At 41.1% G+C, this 21,798-nt stretch carries 15 protein-coding genes; 9 read left to right on the top strand and 6 right to left on the bottom strand.

The genetic code is table 11. The annotated features are described in order from the left end of the window. Window positions 1-58: 58 nt before the first annotated feature. Window positions 59-1,039 carry a helix-turn-helix transcriptional regulator gene (locus WH223_RS02375; protein ID WP_340045924.1) on the bottom strand — a complete coding sequence of 327 codons (981 nt, stop codon included), beginning with the start codon at window positions 1,037-1,039 and terminating at the stop codon, window positions 59-61. Window positions 1,040-1,212: 173 nt separating this feature from the next. Between WH223_RS02375 and WH223_RS02370 the strand changes: the two genes are divergently transcribed. From WH223_RS02370 to WH223_RS02350, 5 genes are all read left to right on the top strand, one after another. Continuing rightward, window positions 1,213-2,031, top strand: a complete 819-nt coding sequence (locus tag WH223_RS02370; RefSeq protein ID WP_340045923.1) for a siderophore-interacting protein — start codon at window positions 1,213-1,215, stop codon at window positions 2,029-2,031. Between the two features lie 653 nt (window positions 2,032-2,684). After that, window positions 2,685-5,915 (top strand): SusC/RagA family TonB-linked outer membrane protein, encoded by a 3,231-nt coding sequence (locus tag WH223_RS02365; protein WP_340045922.1) that lies wholly within the window; start codon window positions 2,685-2,687, stop codon window positions 5,913-5,915. Window positions 5,916-5,926: 11 nt separating this feature from the next. Beyond that, window positions 5,927-7,456 (top strand): SusD/RagB family nutrient-binding outer membrane lipoprotein, encoded by a 1,530-nt coding sequence (locus tag WH223_RS02360; protein ID WP_340045921.1) that lies wholly within the window; start codon window positions 5,927-5,929, stop codon window positions 7,454-7,456. 12 nt (window positions 7,457-7,468) lie between these two features. After that, a complete protein-coding gene (locus WH223_RS02355) occupies window positions 7,469-8,998 on the top strand; it encodes a DUF5689 domain-containing protein (RefSeq protein WP_340045920.1) in 1,530 nt (509 codons plus the stop codon). Window positions 8,999-9,139: 141 nt separating this feature from the next. Continuing rightward, the gene (locus tag WH223_RS02350; protein ID WP_340045919.1) at window positions 9,140-9,544 is read left to right on the top strand and encodes a hypothetical protein; all 405 of its coding nucleotides are present in this window, start codon (window positions 9,140-9,142) and stop codon (window positions 9,542-9,544) included. A gap of 26 nt (window positions 9,545-9,570) precedes the next feature. Here WH223_RS02350 and WH223_RS02345 read toward each other — a convergent pair whose 3' ends face one another. The 4 genes from WH223_RS02345 to rbfA are packed head-to-tail and all read right to left on the bottom strand — an operon-like array spanning window position 9,571 to window position 12,366. Next, entirely contained in the window at window positions 9,571-10,227 is a 657-nt protein-coding gene (locus tag WH223_RS02345; protein WP_340045918.1) for a hypothetical protein, read from the bottom strand. Window positions 10,228-10,236: 9 nt separating this feature from the next. Then, the gene (locus WH223_RS02340) at window positions 10,237-11,313 is read right to left on the bottom strand and encodes an aminotransferase class V-fold PLP-dependent enzyme (protein WP_340045917.1); all 1,077 of its coding nucleotides are present in this window, start codon (window positions 11,311-11,313) and stop codon (window positions 10,237-10,239) included. Continuing rightward, window positions 11,303-11,959 carry a leucyl/phenylalanyl-tRNA--protein transferase gene (gene aat / locus WH223_RS02335; protein WP_340045916.1) on the bottom strand — a complete coding sequence of 219 codons (657 nt, stop codon included), beginning with the start codon at window positions 11,957-11,959 and terminating at the stop codon, window positions 11,303-11,305. The genes WH223_RS02340 and aat overlap by 11 nt, the downstream gene beginning before the upstream one ends. A gap of 35 nt (window positions 11,960-11,994) precedes the next feature. Next, a complete protein-coding gene (gene rbfA / locus WH223_RS02330) occupies window positions 11,995-12,366 on the bottom strand; it encodes a 30S ribosome-binding factor RbfA (protein ID WP_340045915.1) in 372 nt (123 codons plus the stop codon). A gap of 555 nt (window positions 12,367-12,921) precedes the next feature. On the opposite strand from rbfA, the gene argH reads away from it, so the two are divergent. Beyond that, on the top strand, window positions 12,922-14,253 hold the full coding sequence (argH, locus tag WH223_RS02325; RefSeq protein ID WP_340045914.1) for an argininosuccinate lyase: 1,332 nt from the start codon (window positions 12,922-12,924) through the stop codon (window positions 14,251-14,253). A 40-nt stretch (window positions 14,254-14,293) separates the two neighbouring features. On the opposite strand, the gene WH223_RS02320 is transcribed toward argH, so the two are convergent. Next, the gene (locus WH223_RS02320; RefSeq protein WP_340045913.1) at window positions 14,294-15,361 is read right to left on the bottom strand and encodes an aldose epimerase family protein; all 1,068 of its coding nucleotides are present in this window, start codon (window positions 15,359-15,361) and stop codon (window positions 14,294-14,296) included. Between the two features lie 133 nt (window positions 15,362-15,494). On the opposite strand from WH223_RS02320, the gene WH223_RS02315 reads away from it, so the two are divergent. The 3 genes from WH223_RS02315 (at window position 15,495) to mutS (ending at window position 21,741) form a co-directional block, all read left to right on the top strand. After that, window positions 15,495-16,841, top strand: a complete 1,347-nt coding sequence (locus WH223_RS02315; protein ID WP_340045912.1) for a deoxyguanosinetriphosphate triphosphohydrolase — start codon at window positions 15,495-15,497, stop codon at window positions 16,839-16,841. Between the two features lie 118 nt (window positions 16,842-16,959). Next, window positions 16,960-19,071: a type IA DNA topoisomerase gene (gene topB / locus WH223_RS02310; RefSeq protein ID WP_340045911.1), complete on the top strand. Its 2,112-nt coding sequence runs from the start codon at window positions 16,960-16,962 to the stop codon at window positions 19,069-19,071. A gap of 93 nt (window positions 19,072-19,164) precedes the next feature. Further along, window positions 19,165-21,741: a DNA mismatch repair protein MutS gene (gene mutS / locus WH223_RS02305; protein WP_340046042.1), complete on the top strand. Its 2,577-nt coding sequence runs from the start codon at window positions 19,165-19,167 to the stop codon at window positions 21,739-21,741. Window positions 21,742-21,798: the final 57 nt, after the last annotated feature.

The following is a 21,798-nucleotide window of genomic DNA, read 5'->3' as shown; positions in this document are numbered from 1 at the left end:
AGGAGCTCAGCGTTGCTCCTGCTGTAGCGTCTATTTTTTTGTTTTTAACCTTTAAAATTTACTTTTTTAGCTGGCTGGGGAGTATTCCAAATTTCTTTTTAAAGGCTGTTGTAAAGTGACGCTGATTTTTATAACCGATGGTTTCTGAAACTTCTTGCACGTTGGCTTGATGTGAAAGAAGGAGGTCTTTTGCCTGTTCCATTTTAGCATCATTCCAGAAGCCAAAAACAGTTTTACCAAAAATTTCTTTAAATCCCTTTTTTAGCGTGAATTGATTGGTGCCGACGAGCTGCGCTAAGCCCATTAGGCTGTTGCTGCTATCTAGATGAGCCAACATATAGGTGCGGGCAGCATATATCTTATCTATATCAGCCTTCTTCAGCGTGTAATTGGGTGATGCCACTGTTTCCAGTTGCTCAAATTGTAGTAATAATAGTTCAAGAACCTTTACTTCCAGAAACATCTTCTTGAAATGTCCTTTTCTGTCGCAATTAATAATCTCATTTAGTATTTGATGCATCTGGTGGCTGATATGCCTATGATTGGTCGATAGGATAGTCGATTGACCTTGATCTAAGGCTTGACGAAACTGCTGAAACAAGGTGCTATCTTCCGGAAGAAATCTTTTAAAAAAACGTGGAGACATGTTTATCTCGAAAATTTGAAACTCCTTACTGTTCCATTGAACCTGACCGGCTATTTCTTTTGAATAGATTATATTGTGTTGATTGGTATCAAAGGTAACTTCCTGGTGAAAGTCGGAGCAGGAGACACTATTTGAACCTTTTAATGCAAAATGCATCTCTATACTTTCTAGGTCGCTTTCAAAACCTAGTTTTAAGGTTTTGTTTAAGACGGCATTGCCATAACCAATATGTACGCCTTCAAAGCAAATTTCTTGATAGAAACCTTTTGCCACGTAACTGGGTAATATCGTCTTATGCTCAATAATGTCGGTTTCGTATGCTGAAAAGGGCTTTGGGTAGGTCTTTTCAACGAGTAAGTTGTGATGATTGCTATCGTACAAGCGTAATGCCATATTCTTTAATTATTATTCCGTTTCGCGGACATTTTATTCCTTTTGACGTCTTTTAAATTCGTCTTAAAGTCCTATGTTTGTGCAAATCTACAAATTATTTAGAATGATTCTTAATTGCTATCTTGTGCTTAGGTATAAGATTTAAGTTAGGCAGTCATAAAATTTAATGTAATATGAGTAACAAGACGATGAAAACCATTCAAGCTGCTTTGCGTGTTTCGCGTAAGGTATATTTAACAGATCATTATTTAAGGGTGTATTTGACAGGAGACGATGTTTATAAATTTGAGAATACAACGATTGGCGTTAATAACAAGATTTTAATTCCACCGCTAGGTGCTACAGAAGTTCATTTTCCAGAGTTTGATTACGAAACGATGCAATGGAAACCTCAACCTGAAGAAATTCGTTCCATTGTTAGAACGTATACGCATCGCGGGATTGATTTAGCAAGCAATGAAATCTGGATTGATTTTGTGGCCCATGGTGATGAAGGACCTGCTTCCGCTTGGGCAATTCGTGCGCAAGTAGGCGATCCGTTGGGGGTATTGATGAAAGATGGTAAGCTAGAATTGTATGCTCAGGCTGATCACTACCTTTTAGTAGGCGATGCTACCGCCATTCCTGTATTGGGCGCTATCCTCGAAGATTTACCAGCAACCGCCCGTGGTACCTGTATCATTGAGGTATCAGGTGTTGTCGATGAACAACATCTACGAACGAAAGCTGCTATAGATTTTATTTGGCTGTACAATCTACATCCACAAGATGGAAGTACCCTCGCTGAACATGTTCGGCGGTTGACGCTACCTGCCGAAAATCGATTCGCTTATGTTGCTGCCGAATTTAATTCCGTAAAGGATATCCGTGCTTACTTACGTAAAGATAAAGGTTGGGCGCGCGAGGAATTATATGCCTACTCGTATTGGAAATCCGGGGTTGCCGAAGATAAATCGGTGGCAGACCGTCATGCGGAAAGTGATAAAAGTTAAAGCTTATTTTTTAAATTCCCCATATTCTATTTCTCCAAATTGAAATCATTTTTTTAATAGAAATGTATGTGTTTTTCAGCATACGTTTCTATTTATATGCTTCTCTTTTTCTTCCATTAGCTGTCGCTATTTTCAATAACGTGAATCGTTCTCTCTAGACTTGTGATAGTCCGCAAAGTCACGTTATATTTTTGTCCCTAAAATTTCTCCTTTAGTAAGTGTTATTTCTTTTTATTGCATTGTCTTTCGTTTTTATGTTTTAATCGAAACGAAATGTGTGCAAATCGAAATCTTAAAGAATTGGCAATAGTTTATTAACATACGGGTAATATAGCGAGGCTATGTTTGTGCCATTATTAATTTAGTTATGAAACTTATGCCGGGCTTATTAACATTATTACGAATAATACCATTGTTTTTTAAAAATATTTATTTTTTTAATACACTGATTATTAGTGTTTATGCTGATATGAAAAGAAATGAAACTACATTTTCTTTCGTATTGCATAGGTTATTGTTCCATTATAAACGACCTAACCTTTCTCTTGGTCATTTATAACGAGCCCACGCTTCTTTCTATTGATTTAGAAATCAATAGGTAGCTAACCAAACAATCCATCGAATTAACAGAACCTTTTATTATAAAATTAACAATGACTAAATTTCATTTAGGTTTGTCCAAATTGGGTCTTATTCTGGCCGTAGGTTGTACACTTCCGGTGTATGGCTCCGCCAATTTTAAGCCAAAATTAGACTACCGCAATGTCGATCAGGAGCTTATCACGGTACGTGTTAAGGTGATGGATCACCAGACAGGAGAACCTATTCAGGGTGTAAGTGTTTTGGCCAACAACCGTGTAATTGGTGTTACCGATGCTTCTGGGCATATCTCAAAAGAGTTAACCAAAGGAATCGTATTGACAATTAATGCAGTGGGTTATGAGCGTGTAACACTGAAAGTAACGAAGGAGCACGAAATTGTTGCTTTACGCAGTGTTAATGCTGAAATCGAAGAAGTCGTTGTGACCGCACTAGGTATTAAGCGCGAAGAGCGTTCCTTGGGTTATTCGACAACAACCGTAAAAGGTGAAGACTTGACGGATGCTTTGTCAAACAACTGGATGGATGCCTTATCTGGTAAAGTGGCTGGTTTAAACCTTATGCGTTCAAATGCGGGACCGGTGGGAGGTACCAAAATTATTCTACGTGGTGAGAACAATTTAACGGGAGAAAATCAGGCGTTAATTGTAGTTGATGGAATTGTAATCAACGATGGGTCAGGGCGTCGCTCGTCGAACGGCTCTGATGCGGTATATGGTACGGGTTCAGACAATATGCCTGCCGATTACGGATCGGGTATGGATGACATTAATCCGGAAGATATCGAGAGTGTAACCGTACTAAAAGGCCCTGGAGCTGCGGCATTATATGGGGCGCGTGGTGCCAATGGTGCTATTTTGATTACGACAAAGTCGGGTGCTAAGAAAGATAAGGGATTGGGTATTACCCTAAATTCGAACACGGCTTTTCAAACTTTAAATACGTCCCCTGATTTACAGTATGAGTATGGTCAGGGAACAGGTGGTGCTGCACATTACTCCTTTGGTACATCCGTAGATGGGCCCGGAACAAGCGGCACGAGTTCAGCGTATGGACCGCGCTTCGATGGACAGAAATTTTTCCAATATAACCCAGAAACACAATCTGTGGGTAGCGAGCGCACTCCATGGCGTGCCTATGATAATATCAATGATTTCTGGGACGTGTCGAAAACGTACACCAACACGGTGACTATCGATGGTGGTACGGAGCGTACAACGGCACGTTTTTCAGCAACCAATGTGCAAAACACATGGATACTACCAAATACAGGCTACAAACGTAATACGTTTGCATTATCTGTAAATTCTAAAGTGAGCGATAAATTATCAATATCTTCAAAAATAAATTATAATAATCGTTGGTCAGACAATCTGCCAGGTGCTGGATATGGTAACCAATCGGTTATGTATTGGTATATTTTCTGGCAACCTAATGCTGATTTCAATTGGTTAAGAGATTATTGGAAATTAGGGAAAGAGGAGTTGTTAATTCAGTATCCTTTCAGCAGCTATCCAGAAAATCCATATGCCGTGAGTTATCAGTTTATAAATGCCAATGATCGGAATACGTTCACAGGTAATGCACAGGCAGCTTATCAATTTAATAAGAAGTTTAGCGTACAATTACGTGCTTCTTTGGATTTTTCTACTGAAAACCGCTTTCAGAATAGACCTTATGATGCGGGATCTAAATTGAATGAAGGCTCGCACCGTACACAAGAGATTTTTTCGAAAGAATCGTCTGCCGATTTCTTGCTGAAGTATGCGGAGAAGATTAATAAAACATGGGACCTATCCGGAACCTTGGGGGGAAGTACGCTGCGCAACGAATATCGCATGGAGAGTCTTTTCTCTGATGGTTTAACGTTTCCTGGTGTCTACAACCACAACAATAATAAGTACGGTACTAAGTTTGAAAAGCGCATAGAGAACATGGAGACCAATAGTTTCTATGGTTTGTTTACTTCAGGCTACAAGGATTTCCTTTACTTAGATGTGACTGGGCGCGTGGATTGGGCGAGTACTTTAGCCGCTCCAGGATTTCCAGATAAATCCAAAAGCTTCATATATTATTCAGCAAACAGTAGTTTTATTGCTTCTGAGGTGATTGATTTCCCAGAGTTCATAAACTTCGCTAAGGTTCGTGCTTCTTTTGCTAATGTAGGGTCGGGGGCACAGAGGCCTTATCAGACACAATTTTCTTTTGTTAACCCTAATAGTTTATTGCCTGGAGGCTTGGCAAATCCCTCTACCTTGGTTAACCCTTATATTGAACCGCTACGTACGCAATCTATTGAAGGAGGTTTAGATGTTCGTATGTTTAAAAATCGCGTAAATGTAGATCTAGCGGTATATAAAGGGAATACCTACAATCAGCACCTTTATCGTGTAATCGATGCTTCATCAGGCTATAGGAATTATTTCATGAATGTTGGTGAAGTAACAAACTCAGGCTTGGAGTTGGCGGTAAATACCAAGAATATCGTTAAAAAAGGAGGATTCAACTGGTCAACCAGTATTACCTATACAACGAATAAAAATAAAATTACCGAGTTAGCAGATAGCTCCATCGTACTACAACAACGTCCTGTTGGAAATGGACAGTTGGTGGGTGTTGTCGGCGGTAGTATGGGCGACTTATATGGTGTCGGCTACCAACGTGCTCCAGATGGGCAGGTGATTTATGATCCGAATACAGGCTATGCTTTATTGACGCCTGATGTTAAGCTTTTGGGAAATACCATTCCTGTCGGAAAGGCTAGTATTGGAAACATGTTTACCTACAAGAACTTCCGTTTGAACCTGTTATTTGATGCACAATGGGGAGCTGTAGCACACTCCTTGACGCACTACAAATTGGCCGAACAAGGGAAAACAAAAAATACACTTCCCGGTCGCTATAGCGGTATGATTGGAAATGGTGTATTGGCCAATGAAGATGGTACCTTCCGTAAGAATGATGTCATCGCTAAGAATATTGATGAGTATTACCGATCGCATTATGGTTATGATAATGCAGAGGGTAACATTTTCAAAACTGATTTCATCAAATTTAGAGAGGCACGTTTAGATTATACCTTAAATAAAGCTTTGGTGAGTAAGCTTAAATTACAAAAAGCAACAGTGGGTGTTTATGGGCGTGATCTATTTATTTGGTCTAAATGGCCAGCTTTTGATCCAGAATTTGGAACAATTAGCGGTTCCGATATTGTAAAGGGTTTCGAAGTAGCACAGTTTCCTTCAACACGGACTTTTGGATTTAACCTAGTAGTTGGCTTTTAATTCTAGAAACAATGAAAATAAAATATTTAATATACATACTCGTGGCAGGCGTATTTATGCTTCAATCCTGTGATAAGAATTTTGAAGAGCTTAATACGGATCCTACGAAAACGACAGAGGCTTACCCTAAGCAGTTTTTGGCGAATGCCTTAATCAATACGGTGAATTATAATATGACCCGTAACCGTACTTTTAACAATGAGTTGATGCAAGTGACGGTTTCCATTGGTGATGGTGAAGGAAAGGTTTTTCGTTATGATTTCCGTAGAAATATGTCGGATTATAGCTGGAACGGACATTATTCGCAGCTTTCGAATTATAAAGATATGGGAAAGAAAGCGCTAGAAGAGATTAACTTCAGTCGTTCCTACCAAGCGATCTCGTTGATTATGCAGGCTTATTCCTATGCTTTATTGACGGATACTTATGGTGATGTTCCTTTTAGCCAATCTAACTTAGGCAGAGACTCTCTGATTTTAGAACCTAGATTTGACCGTCAGCAAGATATTTACAAAGGTATTTTTGTGATGTTGGATTCTGCGAATAGCTTGTTGCGTACGGGAGCTACGGCTATTGATGGGCCTAGTGACCCTTTGTTTAATGGAGATTTGGGTAAGTGGCGTAAGCTTGGTAACTCGTTATTCTTGCGTCAGTTATTACGTGTTTCTCATAAAGCAGAGTTGAAAGACTATGTTGTTCCTAAGATTCAGGAGATTTTAGAAACCAATACGGCAACCTATCCAATTATGAGTAGCAATGCTGATAATGCCATTTTGCAATGGACGGGTTTAGGTGCTTTCGTTTCTCCTTATGCAGGCGTTCGTGTTCAAGATTTTAGAGCTACCGCTATTTGTAGCTTCTTTATTGACTATTTGCGTGATACCAATGACCCGCGTTTAAACATTCCTACCTATGGAAAGAATGGTACCACACGTTGGGGGATTGCTCCAGTTAGTGGCGATTTTGTTGGCGTACCTAGTGGATATGCGGCGGGTTCAGAGGATTTTTCACGTATGTCTTATTTCTTCTCTAGTGATCAGAATAGTGGGAGTGGCAATACTTTGCAAACGGAGCCTTTGACAGGTATTATTATGAATTTTTCTGAGGTGCAGTTTATTAAAGCTGAAGCCGCTTTACGTGGTTGGATATCGAATGGTACTGCCGAAAATTTCTTTTACAGTGCTGTTGAGAATGATATTAAGCTATGGGTACCAACTTGGACAAGCAATGCAAAAGATCATTTAGCAGAGTCTGACATCTTTTGGAATGAAAAAGCTTCGTTTAACAATAAGCTGGCATTGCTTCATAAGCTCAAATATTTTGCGCTGTTCCTCGTAGATATGCAGCAATGGTATGAGTATCGCCGTACAGGATATCCTGTATTATCTAAAGGTGCTGGTCTAAAAAATAATGGTGAAATGCCTGCGCGTTTGCAATACCCATTGTATGTGCAATCGTCTAACCCGACCAATTATAAGCTAGCTGTCCAAGAACAAGGAGCGGATGAAATTAACACGAAAGTTTGGTGGCAAAAACCATAAGAAAACTAGAACATGAAAAAGTATTTTAAGAGATTTTTACTATTTACAGCATCCATCGGAGCAGCTTGGAGTTGTTCGGAAGGAAACTATCCAGGAGGGGAGATTAGTCCTTATGTTGGTTTGTTTGATGTGCGTAATATTTATAAAAGTGAAGCCGTACAGTTAAATTCCCAAAATTTGGACGGATCGAGTAAGATTGCTGTTATGGTGACTTCAGCCCATAACGGAGGAAATTTACCAGAAGATTTGGTATTTGTACAAGATGTACGACGTTTGGGATTGTTGAGAGGCTTAGCATTGAACCTCGGTGCTGAAGCAAAAAATTACGTGGCAGGTGACTCTATTGTTGTTGATATTAATGGAGCTACTTTAAATCGGGTAAATGGTATTTTGCAGCTTAGCAACATCAATGGACAGCAGGTTACGAAGGTTGCTTCTGGTAAGCCAGTTTTGGTTCAACGTGTCAATGTTTCCCAGCTACTAGCTAATCCCAATGATTATGAGAGTACCTTATCCATCATTGTAAAAGGTAGTTTCAATCCGATTCCGGATCCGAATGCTACTTTACGTGGTGATTGGATGTTGAACGATGGGTTTGGCAATATACTGTTGTCGACAGATGCTAAAGCTACTTTTGCCAATAATAAGCTTTATCGTATGGGGAATTATATGGGCTTAGTGTTGAATAAAGTCGTTGCGGGCGATTCTCTAATGCCTTATTTGAAGCCGCGTGTCAATGACGATATTATAGCTTTAAATTCGGTGTATAGCATTCCTAAAGTTATTATCACAGGTTGGTCTAATGACCCTGCGGGCACCGATGCGAACTATGAATATATGCAGTTTATGGCAACAGAGGATATCGATTTTGCTAAAACACCCTATGCTGTAATTGTGTGTAATAATGCTGGTGCATCCACACCGACAGGTGTTCCTGCTAGAGGATGGATAACAGGAGGGATGCGTACCTATAAAATTAATCTGACTAGCGGAACGACAAAAAAAGGTGAACTCTTTTATGTTGGTGGTACAGGACAAATGATTAACGGACCAAGCTCGACAAGTATCGCTGAAGTAAATTGGATAAATGCTTATGCATATAATACGAAAGATGGCTATGACGGCGTCGGTACAAAAACGACAAATCTACTCGCTAACAGCGGTAATGCTTACGGTGTGGCTATTTTCCTTGGTAAGGACATTACAGCAAACTCAATTCCTGAAGATGTGATGTTTGTCGCCACGGGCGGTACTTTGGTGAGCGCAACAGCAGGGTATCGCATTGCAAACACGGATTTCTATGATGTGATTAACCCAATTAGTTTGGCATCACAACCGTTTTACAGTAGTGGTACGAATAAAATGGCATTGACGTACAACACACCTTCGGATGCAGGTTACTTCAATATGATGGGGGGTGAGTTTAATATGACTTTAGGACGTTGGACAAAAGCGCGTGCGAAATATGCTCCCTTACTAACCAAAGATTCTAAACTTTCTGAAATTGAAAATCCTGAATACAGTACAAAATTGGTTTACTAACTGGTTTTATTAATTTCTAGAATCCGCTTTTACGTTCGCTTCGGAGGACGGCAAAGGCGGATTTTTTTTTGTAATAATATTGTTGCTTAGCATTGTTTTTGTTTCTAAAAAGAACAACATTTGCATATAAATAATTGATGTATGTATATTCTTCGAAAACCCTTGGCTTTGAGTGGGATGGCTATAGTAGCCTTGTCCACTATCCTTACGCCTTTCCTGCGTGTGCCTATTAAAGGAAACTGGAACCTTTATGAGGTCGATGCTAGTTTGTTTATGGTTACCTATGGACTTTTGGGTTTGTGTGTTTTGGCTTTTTTCCTACGTAAAGTATCCTTCTTTAGATTGGCTAGCCGTATTTTCTTTGGTTGGTGTATTATCGGATTTCTAGGTGTTTATTTTAAGATAAACAATTTCTTCGGGATGAAATTTTTCGATGGCCTATTGAGTAAAACATTACATCTTAAATGGGGATGGTTTGTTTTCTTCTTAGGCGCTTTGTTGATGCTCTTCAGCGTGCGTAAAGTGAAGCCTTTACCAACGGTTTAATAAAAAAATAGGTAGCCAAAGGCTACCTATTTTTTATGGGGTCTATGCGAGATAAAATGATCCTTCAATTTATCAAGACCAATATTTTCTTCGGGTTTATCCAACTCGAATCGCCATACCTTGGCATTGATGATTTCATCTTCCTCTTTAGAGTTAATAAGCGCTAAAGGTTTAACCCGGAATTCCTTATTTATAGGTAATAACGGCGTACGCTGGCTATTGCTGTGTCGCAAAATCTGAATCTGAAAGGTAGGCCATTTGCCGACATTACTGAAGTTTGCCGAGTAAAATTGTAGAAAGTCTTTTTTCATTATTTTCTCCGCAAATACCCCTGTGCTTTTTGTGCCCGACACTTCAGCGATGCTAACTAAAAGGTCGTATGAGCTATGGTTAACGATAAAGAATTTTGCTAATCCATCTTTCTGCTCACCTTCTAACGCTAAGTAAATGCCAAGTTCTGCAAAAGGTTGGTTGCTTGTAGCCACACTTGGATTTACAAAGTCTACATCATCGTCAGCACGTTTCATGTTGCCATGTACTAAGGTAATTTTGCTGCGCTGAACAGGAATTTCAAAGCCCGTTTCATCGGTGACGCCTATGATATCTTCCGCTTGGAAAGAGGTGATATGTCCTTCGATAGGTTCGTCTACAAAACGAACCAAATCTCCTATTTTATAATTCATATGCTGTTTTTATATTTTATCGATAATGGCCAATAGTTGGTCAATATCCTGTTTGTCATTGTAAAGGTGTAAACCGATGCGTATGCCTGTTCCACGTGGGAAGCAGCGTACCTGTTGCGCCATTAAGGTTCCGAAATGATTCGGATCTATTTGTACGTTAATAAGAGACGACTGTGTTGCGCGTTGTGCGGCAATCGGTAAAAGTAAATTATGCTCTTGAAACTTCTCATAGGCATAGCTTGTTGTCTCTTGCAGTTGTTGTTGTACCCTGCTTAACCCCAGTTCAGTAAGGAAGTGTAGCGATTGTTGGAGCGTTCCATGGCTCAGCGTATCTTGATGCCCTGGCTCAAAGTAGGTGTGTAGGATTGTTTTGCTACTCCACATCGCCTCCTTTGGTCGCTGCTTTTGCTGCGCTTCTTGATAAATAAGAGCTTGCATTTTTTCATTAAGAATGGTGTAGCCGTTGCCAAAGCCCGCCATTAACCATTTATAACCGCTACCACCAATGGCATCAAATCCTGATGCTGGAAAAGAGAAAGGCTCCGTTCCAAAATATTGGGTGCCATCGCCAATAATCAGTAAATCTGGGAATGCCTCCTTTAGCTTCTTGATGAAGCTGAGGTCAATCTTTACACCGCTTATATATTGAATAATACTGATTGCTAGGACATCTGGTTTCTGTTGTTCCACATGCTGCCAAATATCTACTTCAAGCGTTATGCTCAGTTCGACAGTGTCATAAGCAAACCCACGGCTGATGATTGGATAGTTTAAAGAAGGGTAATCGCCAGCAATCAAAAGGAACTTTAAATGCTTAGGCAATCCATCGAGAAGCACATTAAAACCAAAAGAGAAGTTCGGCGTGCAGTACACGTGCTTTTCTGTCGTGTTAAAGAAAGTAGCCAAGCTCTCGCGTACGCCTTGTATAAAAGGAGTCTGCTCTTCGCGCAGTGTGACACGCGGATCAAAGAACGTTTGGTCGCGTTCGACACGCCACTCGCGTATTTTTTTTGGTATTAGGCCGTTGCCCGGCGTATTCATATAAATCATTCCCTCGGGAATGATAAAGTGTTCTTTAAATCCCATGTGCCGTATATTCTTGCTGTTGGAGAATTTGATAATAAGCTTCGCCGTCTATAAATTCAGCACCCAAAGATGCTAAATGCTCCGTATGTACCTGACAGTCGATCAGCTCAATACTTTCTTTTTGGCAAAGGTAGATGAAAGCTAGTTTCGAAGCATTACTTTTTTTAGCAAACATACTTTCTCCGCAGAAAACATTTCCAATTTTTATACCGTATAAACCGCCCACCAAATCGCCATGCTCATCGTATGTTTCTATGCTATGAGCAACCCCGAGTTTATGGAGCGTACTATACGCCTTTTGCATATCGTTGGTGATCCAGGTTCCATCTTGGTCTTTACGTAAGCTATCTGCACAATATTTGATGACCTGCTCGAAGTTCTGATTTTCGCGAACGGTAAATTTGCTGTTGCGTATAAATTGACGCATACTCTTGCTAATTTTCAGTTTCTTAGGGTCTAGTACAAAGCGTTGATGCGGTGCATACCAAAGTATAGGTGTATCATTCGAAAACCAAGGAAAGATGCCGTGTTGATAGGCCAAGAGTAGTCTGTCGGTAGAGAGGTCTCCACCGATGGCCAGCAATCCATCGTCATCAGCTAACGAAGGGTGCGGGAAAACCAGTTGTTCATCAATTGAATAAGCCATAGACGCAAAAGTAAAGGTAAAAAAAAACCAGATGTTTAATCTGGTTGTCTAGTTTCTTTACTTATCTCTTCGAATATTTTATCCATGTGTTCCACATATTCGTTCGTATCATCGAGGAAGAATTCCAATTGAGGAACAATCCGCGCTTGATGTTTGATACGTTCACCTAGTTTGTATCGAATTTCTGTTGTTTTCTTACGCACCTGCTCTAAGTCTTCTTTAGCAGTTTTAGTGTTTAAGAAACTTAGGTAAACGCGAGCGATAGCCAAATCGGGAGTTACTCTAACCTTGGTTACGGTTAAGAAAGCTCCTGGTGCCCAGTTGCTCCCGTCACGTTGAAAAAGTTCGGCTAGATCTTGCTGGATTACTCCCGCAAAGCGTTGTTGTCTCTTGCTTTCTGTTCCCATAGTTGTAATATTATGATGTGATTACCTATAATCACCTATGTAACAAAGATAGCAATTAATCGTAATTATCGATTAATGTAGCTTTAAATTTGCGTTAACAACACGAAGAATGAGGTATAACAAAAAAGCGTATCACAGGTCAGGATACGCTTTTCAGAACAAAATTAGTTTATAAATGGTTAGTTGTATTTTTTTAAGTTTTAAGACCTCCGTCTATCAAAATTAGTTTTTTACTTGGTAAATAAAGTTGTGAGTATTAACTCACTGTGCTTCATTTTTGTATTTTCCATTTCCCCTTTACATTACAAACATAGGTATATAAAGTATTTGTGCAAAGAGTTATTTTAAAAAAAAGTGAGTGGTTACTTTTTATCTTTGTTTTCTGCGCAGAAACGAAGATAGTTTAAGAATTATCTTGTAACTACATGTTTAAACATGGTTTTTATTTTCAGTATTTATCGCAATTCAGGATGTTTAGTTTTTGAAAATCTTTCCGTGATATTAGGCTGATTATTGTTTAAGATTCAATATTTTTGCGATAACAAAACCATAAGCATGAAAATTTGGCAGAAAAATATTGATGTAGACTCTTTTGTAGAGTCCTTTACGGTGGGCAATGATCGAGCGATGGATCTTCATTTGGCGGAAGCCGATGTTTTAGGCTCCTTAGCACATACCCGTATGCTGAATAGCATCAACCTGATGACCGACACTGATTTGGCGGTTGTACAAAAAGAACTTAAGGCTATCTATAAAGAGGTGCTTGCCGGTGATTTTGTGATTGAAGATTCTGTAGAGGATGTACATTCGCAGGTAGAGATGCTTTTAACGGAACGTATAGGGGAGGCTGGTAAGAAAATCCATTCTGGACGTTCCCGTAATGATCAAGTGCTGGTGGATTTGAAATTGTACTTCCGCTCGGAGATTCAACATTTAGTAGGACAGACGGAAAAGCTATTCAACCAGTTGTTGAAACTGAGTGAGGAGCACAAGGCAGTTCTATTGCCTGGATATACACATTTGCAAATCGCTATGCCATCTTCTTTCGGGTTGTGGTTTGGTGCTTATGCAGAGAGTTTAGTAGACGATTTAGAGCTGTTGAAGGCTTCATGGAAAATATGTAACAAAAATCCGTTGGGTTCTGCTGCTGGTTATGGTTCTTCGTTTCCGCTTAACCGTACGATGACGACGGAGCTTTTAGGCTTTGAAGACTTAAATTATAACGTCGTTTACGCACAAATGGGGCGTGGTAAAACGGAGCGTATCCTCGCACAGGGGATGAGCGCTATCGCGGCTACTTTGGCTAAATTCGCCATGGATGTTTGTTTGTTTATCAATCAAAACTTCGGTTTTATATCGTTCCCTGCACATTTGACAACAGGGTCGAGTATTATGCCGCACAAGAAAAATCCCGATGTTTTTGAGCTTATTCGTTCGCGTTGCAATAAGATTCAAGCATTGCCAAATGAGATCGCCTTGATGACGACCAATTTACCATCAGGTTATCACCGCGATTTACAATTATTAAAAGAAAATCTTTTCCCAGCTTTCCGTTCGTTGAGCGACTGCTTGGAGATTGCTACTTTCATGCTGGAAAATATCAGTATTAAAGATCAGATTTTAGATGATCCTAAATACGACTATTTGTTTAGCGTTGAAGTCGTAAATAATGAAGTATTAAAAGGAGTACCGTTCCGTGAGGCTTATCGCCAGATTGGATTGGATATCGATAATGGAACATTTAAGCCGGCAAAAGAGGTCGCACATACCCATGAGGGGAGTATCGGCAACTTATGCAACGACCAGATTCAGCGTATGTTTGATGAGGTTAAAGCAGGCTTCGGCTTTGATAAAGTCGAAAAAGCATTAGCCGAGTTAGTACGTTAATCGCTAACGTATTGTGGTTTTAAAAAAGTGGTTTAATTTCTTAAACCACTTTTTTTATGCAGAATTTATAGCGTGTTTCCGACAGGTAGGTTTCACCAACATCCAAAACGGTAGATGGAAAATTTTCCTGATTCGGGCTGTCTGGATAATGTTGTGTCTCGAAACAAAAACCTGTGCGAGCACCATAGGTCGTTCCTGATTTACCGGTGTCCTTACCGGATAGGAAGTTACCCGTATAGAATTGTATGCCTGGTTCGGTCGTATATACTTCGAGTTGAATACCTGATATCTTCGAAAAAGCTGTGGCCGCAACCTGTGAAGGGTTTTGTGTGTTGATATAGGTATGGTCAAAACCATTGCCGCGCGTAAGCTGTTCATCGTCGGCCAGTATTCCTTCAGAGATGGGTTTCGCTTCGCGGAAGTCGAACGGACTTTCTTCTACCGACGATTCGAAACCGAATGGGATGGCATGCTCGTCGATGGGCAGGTAGTCGGTGGACGGTATATGTACAAAATGATGTAAAATATCGCTATGCCCTTCACCGTTGAGGTTGAAGTAGGCATGGTTGGTCAAGTTGACGAGTGTTTTCTTTGTCGTTTCCGCTTTGTAGCGAATGGTGATTTCATTGTCGTCGTTAAGCTCGTACGATACATTGACTGTTAGCGCACCAGGGAATCCTTCTTCCCCGTCGGGGGAAACATAATAAAAGTCTACTCTATTTTTGAAGGATACCTGTCTATCCCACACTTGATTATGAAACCCATTGGGGCCGCCGTGTAGGTTGTTGTTGCCGTTGTTTTTTGCCAAAGTATAGGTTTTTCCATCTAAGGTAAACTGTCCATTAGCAATACGGTTTGCGTAGCGGCCAATTGTTGCGCCGTGATACTGCTCGTCAGCCTTGATGTAGTCCGCCAAGGAGTTGAATCCTAGCACCACGTCGGTAAGGTTTCCGTTGGTGTCGGGCACTAAAATACTGACAATACGCGCACCATAATCTGTTAAGGCCACTTGCATGCCTCTTCTGTTTTGCAGAATCAATAAATGCGTGTTTTTGCCTGCTATTTGCTGGTTGAAGTCGCTTACGTCGGGTAGTTTATAATGTGCCATAATATGAGAGGTCTGTCTTATAAAAATACAAAAAAATAGGGACATTTAGAAAAATCATAGCTAAGAGTAGCTAATCTTTTCCCTGCCTCTGTTTAAGAAATCTTATATTTGCTACAAGCATAAATTTTGTTAGATGAATTGGAAACAGCTGCTATCCGCAAAACGTTGGGGGTATGAACATCGTGAAGTTAAAGATCCATTGGACGCTCGTTCGGAGTTCCAACGGGATTATGACCGTTTAATTTTTTCATCCCCTTTTCGGCGTTTGCAGAATAAGACGCAGGTATTTCCTTTACCTGGAGCTGTGTTTGTGCATAACAGATTGACACATAGCTTGGAGGTTGCCAGTGTAGGCCGTTCGTTGGGTCGTTTGTTTTATAAAGTTATGAAACAAAGAGACCCTGCTGTAGACGAGAAATACCCTTTCTTGCAAGAGGTAGGAAATATTATTTCTGCCGCTTGTTTGTCACACGATTTAGGTAATCCGGCCTTTGGACATTCCGGCGAAGCCGCAATTTCTTCCTACTTCACCGAAGGGGAAGGGCAGAAGTACCGCGATCAGGTGAGTAAAGAGCAATGGGAAGACTTAACACACTTCGAAGGAAATGCTAATGCATTGCGTATTTTGACGCATGCTTTCCCTGGTAAAGATGAAAAAGGATTTGCCTTAACCTATGCTACGTTGGCTTCTATTGTGAAATACCCTTGTGCCGCTATTGACGGGCATGTGCAGGGAAGTCATCATCGTAAAAAATATGGTTTCTTCGAAGGAGAGCGTTCTATTTTTGAGCGTATCGCTGTAGAGCTCGGTTTGGAGAAAGATCCTGCAAATCCAGCATGCTACCTGCGACACCCATTGGTATACTTGGTGGAGGCTGCTGATGATATTTGCTATAATATCATTGATTTAGAAGATGCACATCACCTTAAAATATTATCTTACCAAACGGTAGAAGAATTGTTGCTTCCATTATGCGGAGGGGAAAATCTTCGAGAGCGCTTAGACGGCCTTGCCGATCCAGGTAGCCGTGTGGAGCTGTTGCGTGCTAAAGCCATAAACACCTTGATTCAAGGTTCTGTGGAAGTTTTTGCGCGCGAGCAAGAGAAATTGCTCGCTGGTCGATTTGAGAGCTCCTTGATGGATGCTTTGGATGCGCCAATTGTGGCACAGATGAAGAAGATATCGAAGCTTTCGGTCAGAGAGATTTATAATGCACCTACGGTTGTTCAGATTGAAGTTGCAGGTTTTAAAGTGATGAATGCTTTGTTGGAAGAGTTTGTACCAGCCTACTTAAAGACTAGAAAAACATTGCTGGACAAAAAATTAGTAGCCATGATTCCTGCGCAATTCCATACCGATAAAGAGGATCCATACAGTAAGATTCGTGCCGTTTTGGATTACGTATCGGGTATGACGGATGTATACGCGGTGGATTTATACCGTAAGATTCAAGGAATATCAATTGCTTCCTTGGATTAGGAAAAGCCTAAACTGATTAATTATAAAAATAAATAATTCGGCTGCTACATGCTGTGCGCTAAGGGGCATTGGCGTCTGTAGCAACCGAAGGATAATATATGCAATACAGAGGAGATAGATGATAGTAGTCATAGCAGAGAAACCTTCGGTAGCAAGGGATTTGGCGCGTGTGATGGGCGCAAAAGAAGTGAAAGACGGTTACATCAGTGGTAATGGCTATGCTTTTACCTATGCTTTTGGGCATCTGGTGCAGCTATGTCAACCACAAGCTTATGGCTATGCGACATGGTCAATAGCCAATTTGCCTATCGTGCCAACGACTTTTCGCCTAGAAGCAAAAAAGGTTAAAAAGGACGGTAAACAGATGGATGATGCTGGCGCCGTTAAACAATTGAATACAATCAAAAGACTCTTAGATGAGGCTACGGAAGTTATTGTAGCAACGGATGCGGGGCGCGAGGGAGAATTGATTTTCCGTAACATCTATTATTTTTTACAATCTAAAGTGCCTTTTAAACGCTTATGGATTTCTTCGCAAACGGATAAAGCCATAAAGGAAGGGTTTGCCAACCTGAAGGCAGGAACGGAATACGATAGTTTATATATGTCGGCACGTTCTCGTTCTGAATCCGATTGGTTGATTGGTATTAATGCAACACAGGCATTGACGTTAGCTGCTGGTAATCGTGGATTGCTATCGCTAGGTCGTGTGCAGACGCCAACCTTAGCCATGATTTGTTCACGCTATTTAGAGAATAAAGATTTTAAGCCGCAGGCATTCTTTAAAATTCAAGGAGGCTTCGAAAAGGATAATATAGCATTCAAAGCGACGTCCAATAAGATTGATAAAAAGGAAGATGCCGAAGTGGCACTCGCTAAGATTACGGTGGGTAGCGAGGCTAAAGTCGTGAAAGTCGAAGCAAAAGAGACGAAGGAGCAGCCTCCTTTACTTTTTGACTTGACCTCACTGCAGCAGGATGCTAATAAGAAATATGGCTACTCGGCCGATCAAACTTTAAATATTGCACAAACCTTGTATGAGAAAAAGGTAATCACCTATCCGCGTACAGGTTCTCGTTATATTGGCGAGGATGTTTTTGAGCAAATTAATGACCTCTTTATTCATTTGGCGGATACCGCCGAAGAGCATATAGCGGCTATTTCACGCAACCTGATCGGGGCAAAGCTTAATAAACGTTCCGTAGATGAGAAAAAGGTAACAGATCACCACGCCCTTTTGGTGACGGATGAGAAGCCAGGGCCAATGCCGAAAGAGCAGCAACAGATATACAATATGATTGCCAAGCGGATGGTGGAAAGTTTCTCGGAGGTTTGTTTAAAAGATATTACAACCGTTTTAATTGATGCTGCTGGACTGGAGCTTATCGCTAAAGGAACGGTAATCCGTCAGTACGGATGGCGCCTATCTGCCGATCAGGTGGAGCTTCCTGACGACGATAAAAATACCGAAGATCAAGATCAAGAAAATGCGCAGTTGCCAAAGCTTATCGCAGAGGAGATGCTCACGATTTTGAGTTTAGAGCTTGCTGAGCGTTTTACTAAAGCACGCCCTATTCACACGGAAGCATCTTTGTTGAAAGCGATGGAGACTTCCGGTAAAGAGATTGATGACGATGAGATGCGCCAGGCCATGAAAGATTGTGGATTGGGAACGCCGGCTACCCGTGCAGCAACCATTGAGACGCTCTTTCAACGCGACTATATAAAAAGAGATAAGAAGAAGTTAATCCCGACAGACAAGGGATTGACGGTGTATAACCTAGTGAAGGACCGTTCGATTGCGAAGGTTACCCTCACGGGAAAATGGGAGCAGAAGCTTGAAGAGATGCGCGCCAATAAGGTTTCTTACGATGTGTTTATGAAGCATATCAAGGACTATACGGAGCGTATCACGAAGGAGTTGCTCCAGTTGCGCATCAGCATTCAGCATGAGGAATTAAAGCCGCTGCAAAAGGGGAAGATTAAATGTCCTAAGTGTGCATCAGGTCATATCCAATTGTACGATAAAGTAGCGCAATGTGATTGCTATGCACGCGGTTGCGACTTTAAGATTTGGCGTACTTTGCAAGGGGTATTCCTCGAAGAAAAAGAAATGAAAAATCTGTTGGAGAAAGGGCAGACTTCGGTGTTGAAAGGGGTGCAAACGCCTGAAGGTGCTATCGGAGACCGCGCCCTGCGCTTTCAAGATTTTAAAGTTATGGTGGTCTAGGTTTACAACTTGTCAAATCCAGCCATTTCCCTTATTTTTACGGTTTACTAAAATCCACATACATCGGTGAAAGAGAAGAAGCAAACTCCTTTAATGCAACAATATAATACAATCAAGGCCAAGTATCCTGGTGCCTTGTTATTGTTCAGAGTGGGGGATTTTTATGAGACATTTGGAGAGGATGCCATTAAGGCTGCCGGGATATTGGGTATTGTCTTAACCAAACGTGGCAACGGATCGGAATCGGAAACCGCATTAGCGGGTTTTCCGCATCATTCCTTAGAGACGTATTTGCCTAAGTTGGTGCGCGCCGGTCAGCGTGTCGCTATTTGCGACCAGCTGGAAGATCCTAAGCAAACGAAAACTATTGTGAAGCGTGGAGTAACCGAGTTGGTGACACCAGGGGTTTCTTATAGTGACAACATCGTTCAGCAAAAATCAAACAATTACCTTGCTTCCGTATTCGGAGAGAAAGGCCTATATGGTGTTTCTTTTTTAGATATCTCTACCGGTGAGTTTTTAGTAGCCCAAGGAAGTGAAGGATATATCGATAAACTGCTGCAAGGGTTTAAACCTACAGAGGTTATTCTACCGAAAAAACAATACAATGAGTTTGTTGAGCTTTTTGGCGGTAATTACTATACGTATACCTTAGACGAATGGCCATACACGGGTGATTATGCTTCGGAGGCTCTATTGAAGCACTTCGAGGTCATGTCTATGAAAGGCTTCGGTATCGAGCGCATGACGGTCGGTATTGTGGCGGCGGGCGTAGCCCTGCACTATTTGAATGAAACGGAACATCGTAACTTAAGTCATATTTCCCATATAGCACGTATCGAAGAAGATCGCTTTATGTGGTTAGATCGTTTTACGATTCGCAACTTGGAGTTGATTGGCTCCGCCAATGAAAATGCGATTACCCTATCGGATGTGTTGGACCAAACGGCTTCACCGATGGGTGCTCGTTTGTTAAAGCGCTGGATTGTGATGCCGTTAAAAGATCTTAAGTCTATTCAAGAACGCCTCAATGTGGTGGAATACTTGTTTAAAGAGCAATCGTTGCGCGAGGAGCTAATTTCACATATTAAGCAGGTCGGCGACTTGGAGCGATTGATTTCGAAAATCGGTTTGTTGAGAGCTAATCCACGTGAAATAACGCAGCTCAAAAGAGCGCTCTATGCGGTAGAGAAGCTAAAAGAATTAACGGATATAAAGGCTTCACCAGCATTAACGACTATTTCTGCGCAGCTGGATGCTTGCCATGATATTCGTGCTGTTATTGAAAAGACGGTACACCCAGAGCCGCCAGTAGCCATTAATAAAGGAGGCGTTATTGCCGATGGTGTTGATGAGGACTTAGACAAGTTGCGTAAAGTAGCTTTTGGTGGTAAAGGTTATCTTTTAGAAATTCAGCGTCGTGAGTCGGAAGCAACAGGTATTCCTTCTTTAAAAATAGCCTTTAATAATGTCTTCGGGTATTACCTTGAAGTTACCAATACACATAAAGATAAAGTTCCTGAAGGATGGATTCGTAAGCAGACTTTAGTCAATGCGGAACGTTATATCACGGAGGAACTTAAAGAGTACGAAGAGCAGATTTTAGGTGCTGAGGAGAAAATACAAGCTATTGAGCAACGTATTTACGCTACATTATTGGCCGATATTGCGGCTTACATTAAGCCTATTCAGCTTAATGCTCAGCTGATTGCGAAGCTTGATGTTTTATTGAATTTCGCATTGATTGCGGAGAAAAATTATTACGTAAAGCCTGAGATTAGTACAAGCCGTCTGCTGGATATTAAAGGCGGTCGACATCCCGTTATTGAGCGTAACCTGCCGATAGGTGAAGATTACATCACCAATGATACGTTCTTAGACCCTGAGACACAACAAATCATTATCATCACTGGTCCCAACATGGCGGGTAAGTCGGCTTTGCTACGTCAAACAGGGCTTATCGTGCTGATGGCGCAGATAGGATGTTTTGTACCTGCTAAGGAGGCACATATCGGTTTGGTAGATAAGATTTTTACCCGTGTAGGGGCTTCCGACAATTTATCGTCGGGCGAGTCTACATTTATGGTGGAGATGAATGAAACAGCGAGCATCATGAACAATCTTTCTGATCGTTCCCTTATTTTGCTGGATGAAATTGGTCGTGGTACGAGCACCTATGATGGTATTTCCATCGCTTGGGCTATTGCGGAGTTTTTACATAACCACCCGACAGCACGCGCGAAGACTTTATTTGCCACGCACTACCATGAATTGAACGAGCTGACTACCTCGATGGCGCGCATTAAGAATTTCAATGTAACTGTCAAAGAGCTTAATAATAAGGTTATCTTTTTACGTAAGCTTGTTCCTGGTGGCTCTGAGCATAGCTTTGGTATCCATGTCGCTAAGTTGGCGGGTATGCCGGCTAAGTTGATTGGCCGTGCTGGAGAGATCTTGAAGCGCCTTGAACAGGAGCGCACGGGCGGTGAGCAGATTAAAGATAGTATGCGTAAGATACAGAAGCAAGCTTATCAGCTACAGATGTTTGCAATCGATGATCCTGTTTTGGAGAAGATTCGCGATATGCTCAACAATTTAGATGTGAATACACTAACGCCTGTTGAGGCTTTAATGAAATTAGATGAAATTCAGCGCTTGCTGAAACATTAATAAAAAAATCCCGATCTAGACCGATCGGGATTTTTTTAACCTGACTTTTCTAGCTTT

Source organism: Sphingobacterium sp. MYb382 (assembly GCF_037572665.1).
In the GTDB taxonomy this organism is placed as follows: Bacteria; Bacteroidota; Bacteroidia; order Sphingobacteriales; family Sphingobacteriaceae; genus Sphingobacterium.
This window is presented reverse-complemented; position numbering and strand designations above follow the sequence as displayed.